This window comes from Haemophilus haemolyticus (assembly GCF_003493685.1).
GTDB lineage: Bacteria > Pseudomonadota > Gammaproteobacteria > Enterobacterales > Pasteurellaceae > Haemophilus > Haemophilus haemolyticus_O.
Genome location: NZ_QQJW01000002.1, coordinates 112,369 through 124,705 on the forward strand (window position 1 = coordinate 112,369; position 12,337 = coordinate 124,705).

Here is a 12,337-nt window from a genome sequence, read left to right on the forward strand (position 1 = left end):
TTTAAATGAATAATATTATTTTGCTTTACCAAAGCATTTTGCAAATTCTTTCAAATAGGGTTCCATGTGAGAGAGCGCCATATAATAGGCTTCACAGAGTTGATTATGTGGTTTTCCAAATCCTTGAACAGTTCGATGTTTTGGGCAACCTCCATGACAAGCAAAACGAAATTTACAGCTTTTGCATCGTTCGGAAAGAAAGGATTTCGTTGAGCCGAAATGTTTTTGTTTTATGTTATCAACTAATGTTATTAGTGGTGTTTCTATGAGGTTTCCCAACTTGTACTCAGGGTAAACATAATGATCGCAACTATAAATATCCCCATTTTGTTCAATAACTAATTGATTACCGCAGGTTTCACGAAAAATACATAAACTAGGTTGTAATCCAAGATAGGCCATAAACCATTGCTCAATAAACTGAATCCCAATTTTTCCTACATCATTAGCGTACCATTCATCAAAAATATTAATTAGAAACTGCCCATAATCCTTTACAGGGGCTTGTTGCTTATAATCTCCCATTAGTGGAATAAATTGCATATATGGCGATCCAATTCGTTTTAGAAAATGATAGATTTCTTTGCCATGTAGGACATTTAGATTATGCACTACCGTGAGAGTATTAAAAGATACTTGATAGTTATGTAGTAAATCTAGTGCATCTATTACTTGTTGAAATGTGCCTTTGCCATTTTTAGTTAAACGATAGGTATCGTGTAAGTGCTTAGGTCCATCTATAGAAAGCCCTACAAGAAAGTGATGATCGTGAAGAAAACGGCACCAATCGGCATTAAGTAATACTCCATTCGTTTGTAGAGAATTTTCAATTTGTTTGCCATTAGCATATTTATGCTGAAAATTGACCGCTCTTTTGTAGAAATCAAGACCTGCTAGGGTTGGCTCGCCGCCTTGCCATAGGAAAGTAACTTGTTGTTGAGGCGTTGTTTCAATATAGGATTTGATATAGGCTTCTAATACTTCATTAGTCATAGCCCGTTGGTTTAAGTGAGGTTTTTCCAAGTAAAAGCAATATTGACAATCTAAATTACAAATTGAACCAGTAGGTTTTGCCATTAATTGAAATGAATTCATATCTACGTATCCTCCTTATTCTTTTTATCATAACAGAATAATTTTAACTGTATATGATAGCGATCATAAGTTGCGCATATGCTCTTACGTCAAAATGAAGTATGATTAAATGAATTTTTAAATAGGATCTAAGATGGCACTTAGCACAATTTTTATCTTACTGATTTGCGGTATTTGTACCAATATGGTTTCTGCTATTTTTGGTATTGGCGGTGGGGTATTGATGGTGCCAATTTTACGTACATTATTTCCCGAATTGCCGATTCAAGTTATTTCAGCTACATCACTTACCATTGTGATGTGTACCGCATTGATTAACTTATTATTTTTCCATAAGCAAAAAATTAAAATTGATCATATCAATATGATTTTATGGTCTATAGCAATGGTTATTGGCGTGCAAATTGGTTTTGAATTAAGTTTTTATTTTTCTACAGCGATAATTAGTTTAATTTTTACAGTAAGTTTGAGTGCACTAGCGATTAAAACATTTTTAAACAGATCGAGAACACAAATAGAAGTGCCTAATATGTCTCCTATAGAACGAGCGAAAGGTAGCATTAGCTGTTGTGGCGGAGGATTAATTGCGGGTATTACAGGTATTGGAGGCGGTTCTATTCTTGCGCCCCTTGTCGGGCAATTAAAGGGGGTAAAAACACAACAAATTGCCGTTTATACGAACTACATGATGATTATTGGTGGGATTGGTAATCTATACGGCTATCTCACTAGAGCTTTTCCCTATGATATCAGCCTAAGTGGTCAATTAGGGTATGTAAATTTTCTTGTAGTTGGTGTCGTTACCTTGGGGTCATTTGGAATGAGTTTCTTCTCAATGAAATTGCGTGGATTAATGAATCCGGCTTTAACAAGAAAATTATTGGCGATTATTTTATTTTGTATTGCAGCTTATATGTGTATTTTGGAATTTGTATTCCATTAAATCGAATAAACTAGACCTAGTTATGCTAGGTCTATTCCCCAATTAGCGTTTTCGCAATTTCTCTTGCTTGTGCATCAATTTCGAGTACATCATCAATATTTTGAATGGTATAAGGCGAAATTTTCTCAATTGTTTTTGCATTAATTTTTGCAATATCCATAAAGCTAATTTGACGATCTAAAAATGCTTGTACGGCAATTTCATTAGCTGCATTCATTGCTGTTGTCGCATATTGACCCGCAGCAAAGGCATCAATAGCCAGTTTTAAATTTGGATAGCGATTAAAATCAGGTTCAATAAATGTTAGTTCTTTGATTTTAAAGAAATCGAGTGGTTCTACTCCCGCAAAAGTGCGGTGAGGATATGCCATAGTTTCTGCAATTGGTGTACGCATATCTGGATTTCCCATTTGAGCAATGACTGAGCCATCAACATAACGCACCATAGAATGAATAATCGATTGCGGATGAATAATGACTTCCATTTCTTCCGCACTTGCGTTGAAAAGCCATCGAGCCTCAATGTATTCCAAGCCCTTATTCATCATTGTAGCTGAATCGACAGAGATTTTTTTACCCATAGACCAATTAGGGTGAGCAACCGCTTGTTCTGGTGTGATACTTGCGAACTGTTCGAGTGGTGTGTAACGAAATGGCCCGCCAGAACCAGTGAGTATAATTTTACTTACACCTAATTCAGAAAGTGGGCAAAAACCGATTTTTTCTTGTGCTTCTGGCGGTAACGATTGAAAAATAGCATTATGTTCACTATCTACTGGTAAAAGCTTCGCACCATAGTTTTTTACAGCATCAATAAAAAGCTGTCCGCAGGTTACCAATGATTCTTTATTTGCTAGTAACACCCGTTTACCCGCTTTAACCGCTGAAAGAGTCGGTAACAATCCTGCTGCACCAACAATAGATGCCATTATCTGATCGGTATCTGGGTGTGCTGCGAGTTCGCAAATAGCTTGTTGTCCTGCTAATACTTCCGTTGGAATATGATGCGTAATTAATTTCTCACGTAAAATTTTAGCCGCATTTACATCATCAAGAGCCGCAAAGTGTGGTCGGAATTTGATACATTGTTCAAACATTGCTTCTATATTTTTTCCGCCTACGAGTGCAAATGCATGATATTTCTGAGGGTTATTTTCGATAACAGAAAGGGTACTCTTACCGATAGATCCCGTTGAACCAAGAATGACAATGTTTTGTTTTTGCATAGAATCTTTACCGCACTTTTGTTGATTATATTTTCATTGGTACGTCTAAATTTGCATACCTAATAAAATAAAGGCAGACAAAACTGTCTGCCTTTCGCATTTTTTATGATTAGAAATCCATTAATTCTTTTTCTTTATCCGCTAATACTTCATCTACTTTTTTAATGTAAATATCAGTAATTTTTTGGATTTCTTCTTCTGCTTTATGTTGTTCGTTTTCGCTGATTTCTTTGTCTTTTAATAATGCTTTGATTTTATCATTCGCATCACGACGCACATTACGAACTGCAACTTTACCTTGTTCTCCTTCGCCTTTTACAATTTTGATTAAATCGCGGCGACGTTCTTCTGTTAATGGAGGAAGTGGAACACGGATTGTAGTACCCGCTGAAGATGGGTTTAAACCTAAATCTGAGGTTAAAATTGCTTTTTCTACCGCAGAGATTAAAGAACGATCAAAAACAGTTACAGCTAAAGTACGCGCATCTTCTGCCACTACGTTTGCTAATTGGCGAAGTGGAGTTGCTGCACCATAATATTCAACTTGAATTGCATCAAGTAAACTCGGTTGTGCACGACCGGTACGGATTTTCGAAATATGGCCTTTTAATGCTTCAAGGCTTTTTTCCATACGATCTTGAGCATCTTTTTTAATTTGGTTAAGCATTGCATTGTCCTTTTAATTGACGAAAGTTAAAACGCGGTGATTTTACTGGATTTTTGTCAATTTTTGAATACATTTATCAGCTTGAAAACAGATAAAAAATGACCGCACTTCAGTTACCCAAAGTGCGGTTAATATTTTTAGTATTTTTAATTAAGCTTTAGGACCAGCTGCAATTAAAGCTTTGCCTTCTTCGTTAGTTGCATATTTAACAAAGTTTTTCACAAAGCGGCCTGCTAAGTCTTCAGCTTTTGATTGCCATTGTGCTTTATCTGCGTAAGTATCGCGAGGATCTAAGATTGCAGAATCTACACCTGGTAATGCTTTAGGAATGGCTAAGTTGAAGATTGGCAATTCGCCCATTTCAGCTTTTTCAATTGAGCCATCTAAGATTGCATCAATGATTCCACGAGTATCTTTGATTGAAATACGTTTGCCTGTACCATTCCAACCAGTATTCACTAAGTAAGCTTCAGCACCGGCTGCTTGCATACGTTTTACTAACACTTCCGCATATTGAGTTGGGTGAAGCGTTAAGAACGCCGCACCGAAACATGCTGAGAAAGTTGGAGTTGGTTCAGTAATACCACGTTCAGTACCTGCTAATTTTGCAGTGAAACCTGATAAGAAGTAGTATTTAGTTTGCTCTGGTGTCAATTTAGATACTGGTGGTAATACGCCAAATGCATCGGCAGTTAAGAAAATAACTTTAGTTGCGTGACCAGCACGAGAAACTGGTTTTACAATGTTATCGATGTGATAAATTGGGTAAGATACGCGAGTATTTTCTGTTTTTGAACCGTCGTCAAAATCAACAGAACCATCTGCACGAACAACCACGTTTTCTAATAATGCATCGCGACGGATAGCGCGGTAAATATCAGGTTCATTTTCTTCTGAAAGGTGAATGGTTTTCGCATAGCAACCACCTTCAAAGTTAAAGATACCAACATCATCCCAACCGTGTTCATCGTCACCGATTAATTCACGTTTTGGATCGGTTGAAAGGGTTGTTTTACCTGTGCCAGATAAGCCGAAGAAGATTGCTACATCGCCATCTTTACCAACGTTAGCTGAGCAGTGCATTGCGCCAACACCTTTAAGTGGTAGGAAGTAGTTCATCATTGAGAACATACCTTTTTTCATTTCACCGCCGTACCAAGTACCACCGATTAATTGAATGCGCTCAGTTAAGTTGAAGGCAACGAAGTTTTCTGAATTTAAACCTTGTTCTTTCCAGTTTGGATTGGTTACTTTAGAGCCGTTCATTACAACGAAATCTGGTTCAAAATTTTTGAGTTGTTCTTCAGTTGGGCGAATAAACATGTTTTTCACAAAGTGTGCTTGCCATGCAACTTCAGTTACAATACGTACTGCAATACGGTCGTGTTCGCTAGCGCCACAGAAACCATCAACCACAAATAAGCGTTTACGAGAAAGTTGGTTAGTCACCAAGTCTTTTAAGCTTTGCCATGTAGCTTGGTTCATTGGTTTGTTGTCATTTTTCGCTGCTTCAGATGTCCACCAAACAGTATCTTTGGTTTTTTCATCTAACACGATATATTTATCTTTTGGTGAACGGCCAGTGAAGATACCGGTATCTACAGCTACTGCACCAGTCGTAGTTAAAGTACCTTTTTCAAAGCCTTCTAAACCCGGTTTAGTTTCTTCTTCGAACAATTGCTCGTAGCTTGGATTGTAGACAACTTCTTTTACGTCATAAATGCCTAGAGCTTCAAGTTCTTTTACTACTTTGTTTAAGTCTGTCATAAGTCACCTCTAATATTCAAGATTAAAATTTAACTGTCACCTATTCTAAAGAATGTCAATGTAAAAAAATGTTAACTAGATCTCATTTTTGAAAAATTATAGCTCTCCATTACCTATTTTTAGGTGTATTAATGATGTAGATCAAAAATCCCGACATGGCGTCGGGATTATTTTTAAAGTTTTGTTGATTTTAATTTTTCAATCGCTTCTTTATTAAAGAAGTAGTGTGTGCCACAACACTCACATTGCATATCAATACTGCCTTTATGTTCGGCTAGTATTTCATCAATTTCTTCATCGGAGATGAGCAGTAATGCAGAACCAGAACGCTCTGTAGAGCAGCCACAGAAAAATTGTACATCTTGTGCTGGATAAAGATTGACGGTTTCTTCATGATATAAACGATAGAGTAACTCTTCTGCTGGGAGGCCAAATAATTCTTCATCTTTTACTGTTGTTGCGAGCGTAGTTAAATGCTCAAAATCTTCTGGTGTACCAGAACCATCAGGCATAATCTGTAATAGCATACCAGCTGCCACCGGCTTTCCTTCATATTCTCCAGTACGAATAATTAATTGAGTTTGAAGTTGTTCTGAGCGTACAAAATAATCTTCTAAGCATTCTGTTATTGTCGGTTTATCCAGACTAATTACTCCTTGATAGCGTTCGCCTTCTTTTGGTGCAATAGTAATGACCAATACGCCTTTACCAATCATATTATGCAGACTCATATTTTCAGTGATGTTGCCATCCACTCGAGCAAGGGCGCGGATTTGTTGTTGATCATTGCCATTTACTAATGCTAAGCGTAATGGACCATCGCCTTGAATTTGTACGGTGATATTACCGTCAAATTTTAGTGTGGCAGTGAGCAAATTAGTCGCCACCATCATTTCACCCAATAAATCCTGTACTGCTTTCGGATACCGATGGGTATTTAATGTATCAGTGAATGTTTTATTTAAGCGAACCCATTCCCCACGAACCGCACGATTTTGGAAAAGATAACGGTAAAGCTTGTCATTGTCTTGAGTATAGTCTCGTTGATTGGTCATTGATCATTCCTAATTGAAATAAAAAGTGCGGTAGTTTTTCCCGCACTTTTTGTTTTTATCATCTTATTTAAGTGTTGCTACTCATAATTGGGGCTATTCAGTGGATTGCAAGGGAGTCTTGTGAAATCCAATTGTGATATGCGCCTTAAAATATGATTAAGCAAATCTTGTTTTGGCTTCTGCAATAGCTTCGGCAACACGCAATGGCGATACACCACCTTTTGCACAACGTTTGTCTAAGCAAGATTGGAGCGAAAGAATCTCGTAAACATCATCTCCCACTACTTCACTAAATTGGTGAAATTCAGGGATAGTAAGATCTTCTAATCCTTTGCCTTTCTCGATGGCATAAACAACCGTTTCACCCACGATATGATGGGAATCTCGGAAAGGTACTCCCTTAGAAACCAAATAATCCGCTAATTCAGTTGCGTTTGAATAACCTTTTAACGCGGCTTCACGAGTACGTTCAACATTTACTTTCAATTCATCTAATACGAACGTTGCCATGTCCACACAGTTTTGCCAAGTATCTAGGGCATCAAAAATACCTTCTTTGTCTTCTTGCATATCTTTATTATACGCAAGTGGCAAACCTTTTAAGGTAATTAACATGCCTGTTAATGAGCCAATCACCCTACCTGCTTTGCCTCGAATTAACTCACATGCATCAGGATTTTTCTTTTGTGGCATTAATGATGAGCCAGAAGTCACGCGGTCAGATAGTTCTACGAAATTTGCCTCTCCGCTGTTAAAGATAATCATATCTTCAGCAAAGCGGGAAAGATGCGCCATACTTAGGGAGGCGATGGAAAGCAACTCGACGATATGATCGCGATCAGAGACGCTATCTAAGCTATTTCTAGTCGCGAAAGAAAAACCAAGATCGTGCGCAAGTGAATCACGATCTACAGCATAAGCTGTACCAGCTAGCGCTCCACTACCAAGTGGACAGGTATTCATACGATTATACGCATCTGTTAAGCGTGAATAGTCGCGGTCGAACATTTCCACATACGCCATACACCAATGGGCAAAAGTTATTGGTTGAGCTCGTTGTAAATGGGTATAGCCAGGCATTACTGCTTGTTGTGTGTTTTCTGCGGTTTGAACTAAGTGGCGTTGCAAATTACGTACTGATTCTTGTAATTCAACCACACGTTGTTTGCACCACAGTTTTATATCTACTGCCACTTGATCGTTACGGCTACGGCCAGTATGTAATTTTTTACCAAGATTACCAACTTTATCGATTAGCTTACTTTCAACCCAACTATGAATATCTTCTGCATCATCTTGTAAAATTGCTTGCGGATTTGACCGCACTTCAATAAGTAATTCATTTAGTGCTTGTTCAAGTTGATGCTGTTCCTCGATAGTTAATACATTCACTTTCACCAAGGCTTTGGACCAACCAATTGAGCCTTGAATATCCTGTTCTGCCAAACGGTAATCAAACCGTAATGAATCATTAAAATCTTTAAAACGTTTATCTGCGGCTTGTGTAAAACGCCCACCCCAAAGTGCCATAATTTTTCCTTTTTATTTTAATTAATTATTTTACTATTATGTATAGTGGCAATATGCTATTGAATAATAAAACAAAATGGACAAAACCTCTCATTTTGTCCATTTTATCTATATTGGTGCTATTTATAGCGTTTTTGCCAAATTTTTGATAAAGGTTTTAAATTCTTTACCTAATTTTTCGTGACGAATACCGTATTCTACGAAAGCTTCCATATAGCCAATTTTATCACCACAGTCGAATGTTTCACCTGTCATATGGAATGCTTCAACAGTTTCTTTTTCAATGAGCATATCAATAGCATCGGTTAATTGGATTTCATCACCAACACCAATTGGCGTCTTTTCCAACAAGTCCCAAATTGCTGCTGAGAAAACGTAACGCCCCACTACAGCAAGATTTGATGGTGCATCTTCAATAGAGGGTTTTTCAACAATGCTATTAATTTTTGCACTTTCACCGCCATTAAGATCTGCGCCAGCACAATCTGCAACACCATAGCTACTCACATTTTCTTGTGGAACAGGCGTTACCATAATTTGGCTTGCTCCAGTTTCATTAAAGCGTCGAATCATTGCAGAAAGATTTTCTTTTTTCTGGTCTGCACTGAAATCGGCTAACAATACGTCAGGTAGTACAACTGCAAATGGCTCATTGCCCACAAGTGGGCGACCGCATAATACAGCGTGTCCTAATCCTTTTGCGTTGCCTTGGCGAACATGCATAATAGTTACATCTTTTGGACAGATAGAACGTACTTCTTCTAGAAGCTGACGTTTAACGCGTTTTTCTAGCATTGTTTCTAGTTCAAAAGAGGTATCAAAATGGTTTTCGATAGCATTTTTTGATGAATGCGTGACAAGCACAATTTCTTTTATGCCAGCAGCCACACATTCATTTACCACGTATTGAATTAACGGTTTATCAACCAAAGTAAGCATTTCTTTCGGAATTGCCTTCGTGGCAGGCAACATACGTGTACCAAGACCGGCTACAGGAATAATTGCTTTCATAATATAAAATCCATTATTTACGATTATGATGAACTGTCTAATTGTTCATCTTGCATCTGTTTAATTCGTTGGTAAATTTCTTCTCGGTGAACGGATACTTCTTTAGGCGCTTCTACACCGAGTTTAACTTGGTTTCCACGTACACTCAAAATCGTGATAGAAATATCATTTCCAATAAGTACACTTTCGCCAACTTTACGAGTCAAGATTAACATCTTTTATCTCCTTAGTTTGCATTTATTAGATATCCCTATCAATCAAGGAAGGGTTGGCATCCCAACAACCGGCTTGTACTACAGATTTTTGTTTAACCAGTCCTGCGCCACTTTAACTGCTTGTGCCACATTTTCTGGTTGGGAGCCTCCTGCCATTGCCATATCCGGACGACCACCGCCTTTACCCCCGACCTGTTGAGCCATTAAATTAACGAGCTCTCCAGCTTTTACTTTGGTAGTTAAATCGTTTGTTACACCAACGACAAGGTTGACTTTTTCATCTAAGATCGATGCGAATGCGATTACGCCTGAGCCGAGCTGATTTTTTAAATCGTCGACCATCACACGTAATGATTTGGTTTCTATTCCATCCAATTGTTGCGCAATAACAGAAACGCCGTTGATTTTCACCGCACTTTTCATAAAATCAGAACCAGCCTGCATTGCGGCTTTTTCTTTTAGACCTTGTAATTCTTTTTCCACTTTCTTCGCTTTGTCTTGAAGTTGTTGGATTTTTTCCACTAAGGTATTTACGTCTGATTTTAATAAGTCTGCGCTTTGGGTCAGAATGCGTTGTTGATTATGCAACCACTCAATCGCATTTTCACCTGTTACTGCCTCAATACGGCGAACACCTGCTGCTACAGCGCTTTCAGTGATAATTTTAAATAGGCCGATATCCCCAGTACGTTTTGCGTGAATACCACCACAAAGCTCAATTGAGAAATCGCCCATGGTTAATACGCGAACGTTATCGCCATATTTCTCGCCAAAGAGTGCCATTGCCCCTTTAGCTTTTGCTGAATCAATATCCATAATATCCGTTTGAACAGGGAAGTTAGCACGGATTTTTTGGTTTACTAATGTTTCAATTTGAGTTAATTGTTCTTTTGTAATTGCTTCAGGTTGTGCAAAGTCAAAACGCAAGGCTTTATCTGAAACAAGTGAGCCTTTTTGCACAACATGTTGACCTAGAACTTGACGTAAGGCCGCGTGCAATAAGTGGGTTGCAGAGTGATTGAGTGATGTGTGATGGCGACGTTCCGAATCCACAATCGCATTCACTGATTGCCCAACTTTTAAACTTCCTTGCGTTAATTCTCCAATGTGTCCAAATACTTGCCCATATTTTTGGGTATCTTTAACATTAAAGAGCACGCCTTGTGCGCTTAAATATCCGCTATCGCCAATCTGACCACCTGATTCTGCATAAAACGGCGTATTTTCTAAAATAACGACCGCACTTTGACCCGCTTCGATACTTTTTACTGATTTACCATCATAGAAAAGTGCGGTGATTTTTGCTTGAGATTCGACTTCAGTATAGCCTTCAAACTTGGTTTCACCATCTACACGAATAATGCTATTGTAGTCCACACCAAACTGACTCGCTGCTTGAGCACGAGTACGTTGTGCTTCCATTTCACGGTCAAACGCTTGTTCATCAATGGTGATATTACGCTCACGACATACATCAGCCGTTAAATCCAATGGGAAACCATAAGTATCATAAAGTTTGAATGCAACTTCACCTGAAAGAACGCCATCTTTCACTTGAGCAAGGGCCTCATCTAATAAGCTCAAGCCACGTTCAAGAGTACGAGCAAATTGTTCTTCTTCTAAACGTAATAGTTTTTCAACATTTACTTGTTTTGCTTTTACGTCTTTGCCCGCTTCAGCCATTACTTCAATTAGAGTTGGCACGAGTTTATAAAAAAAGGCTTCTTTGGCACCTAATAAGTGACCGTGACGAACTGCGCGGCGAATAATACGACGTAAGACATAACCACGGCCTTCGTTTGATGGAATAACGCCATCTGCGATTAAATATGCACAAGAACGAATATGGTCAGCAATAACACGTAATGATTTATTACTTAAATCTGTTGTGCCAACAACTTCAGCCGTTTTTGCGATTAATGTTTTGAAAATATCAATCTCGTAGTTTGAGTTCACATGTTGCAATACGGCAGAAATACGCTCTAATCCCATACCTGTGTCAACTGATGGACGTGGCAATTTTTCCATTGTGCCATCGGCTAAACGGTTGAATTGCATGAACACAACGTTCCAGATTTCAATATAACGGTCGCCATCTTCTTCTGGTGAGCCTGGCGGTCCGCCCCAAATATGATCACCGTGATCGTAGAAAATTTCAGTGCAAGGACCGCAAGGACCCGTATCGCCCATTGCCCAGAAGTTGTCTGATGCGTATGGTGCGCCTTTATTGTCACCAATACGAATAATGCGTTCAGCAGGAACACCGACTTCTTTATTCCAGATATTGTAGGCTTCGTCGTCGGTTTCATATACGGTTACCCATAATTTTTCTTTTGGTAACGCGAGCCATTGTGGAGAAGTCAAATACTCCCAGGCAAAATTAATCGCATCATGTTTGAAGTAGTCGCCAAAACTGAAGTTGCCGAGCATTTCAAAGAAAGTATGGTGACGAGCCGTATAACCGACATTTTCTAAGTCATTATGCTTACCACCTGCGCGCACACAACGTTGTGCAGTTGTCGCACGTGAGTAAGGACGTTTATCCATACCAAGGAACACGTCTTTAAATTGGTTCATCCCAGCATTCGTGAAAAGCAAAGTCGGATCATTTTCCGGCACAAGTGAGCTACTCTCAACTACTTGGTGGCCTTTGCTATGGAAAAAATCAAGGAATGATTGTCTTATTTCTGCTGTTGTTTTCATTAAAAAGAATCCTTGTTACCCATAATAAAAATAAAAACTAAATCGCTCTATTTTGGCATATTTTTGAAATTTATAAAAAGGCTTTTTGCCAAAACTCCAAAATAAAACCGCACTTCACGACGCTAT

The 12,337-nt window shown here is 38.5% G+C and carries 10 protein-coding genes; 1 reads left to right on the forward strand and 9 read right to left on the reverse strand.

All coding sequences use genetic code 11. The annotated features are described in order from the left end of the window. Window positions 1-15: 15 nt before the first annotated feature. On the reverse strand, window positions 16-1,095 hold the full coding sequence (locus DV434_RS02820) for an anaerobic sulfatase maturase (protein WP_118785245.1): 1,080 nt from the start codon (window positions 1,093-1,095) through the stop codon (window positions 16-18). A gap of 133 nt (window positions 1,096-1,228) precedes the next feature. Between DV434_RS02820 and DV434_RS02825 the strand changes: the two genes are divergently transcribed. After that, window positions 1,229-2,038 (forward strand): sulfite exporter TauE/SafE family protein, encoded by an 810-nt coding sequence (locus DV434_RS02825; protein ID WP_105898947.1) that lies wholly within the window; start codon window positions 1,229-1,231, stop codon window positions 2,036-2,038. 31 nt (window positions 2,039-2,069) lie between these two features. On the opposite strand, the gene ispC is transcribed toward DV434_RS02825, so the two are convergent. From ispC to alaS, 8 genes are all read right to left on the reverse strand, one after another. Further along, window positions 2,070-3,263, reverse strand: coding sequence for a 1-deoxy-D-xylulose-5-phosphate reductoisomerase (gene ispC, locus DV434_RS02830; protein WP_118785246.1), 1,194 nt, complete (start codon window positions 3,261-3,263; stop codon window positions 2,070-2,072). 109 nt (window positions 3,264-3,372) lie between these two features. Further along, entirely contained in the window at window positions 3,373-3,930 is a 558-nt protein-coding gene (gene frr, locus DV434_RS02835) for a ribosome recycling factor (RefSeq protein WP_005632773.1), read from the reverse strand. Between the two features lie 150 nt (window positions 3,931-4,080). Then, on the reverse strand, window positions 4,081-5,697 hold the full coding sequence (gene pckA / locus DV434_RS02840; protein ID WP_118785247.1) for a phosphoenolpyruvate carboxykinase (ATP): 1,617 nt from the start codon (window positions 5,695-5,697) through the stop codon (window positions 4,081-4,083). A 173-nt stretch (window positions 5,698-5,870) separates the two neighbouring features. Next, window positions 5,871-6,752 (reverse strand): Hsp33 family molecular chaperone HslO, encoded by an 882-nt coding sequence (gene hslO, locus DV434_RS02845; protein ID WP_118785248.1) that lies wholly within the window; start codon window positions 6,750-6,752, stop codon window positions 5,871-5,873. Between the two features lie 156 nt (window positions 6,753-6,908). Further along, entirely contained in the window at window positions 6,909-8,282 is a 1,374-nt protein-coding gene (argH, locus tag DV434_RS02850; RefSeq protein WP_118785249.1) for an argininosuccinate lyase, read from the reverse strand. 123 nt (window positions 8,283-8,405) lie between these two features. Continuing rightward, window positions 8,406-9,293 carry a UTP--glucose-1-phosphate uridylyltransferase GalU gene (gene galU / locus DV434_RS02855; RefSeq protein ID WP_118785250.1) on the reverse strand — a complete coding sequence of 296 codons (888 nt, stop codon included), beginning with the start codon at window positions 9,291-9,293 and terminating at the stop codon, window positions 8,406-8,408. A gap of 23 nt (window positions 9,294-9,316) precedes the next feature. Next, entirely contained in the window at window positions 9,317-9,508 is a 192-nt protein-coding gene (gene csrA / locus DV434_RS02860) for a carbon storage regulator CsrA (protein WP_053465818.1), read from the reverse strand. 78 nt (window positions 9,509-9,586) lie between these two features. Further along, on the reverse strand, window positions 9,587-12,211 hold the full coding sequence (alaS, locus tag DV434_RS02865; protein WP_118785251.1) for an alanine--tRNA ligase: 2,625 nt from the start codon (window positions 12,209-12,211) through the stop codon (window positions 9,587-9,589). Window positions 12,212-12,337 lie beyond the last annotated feature (126 nt).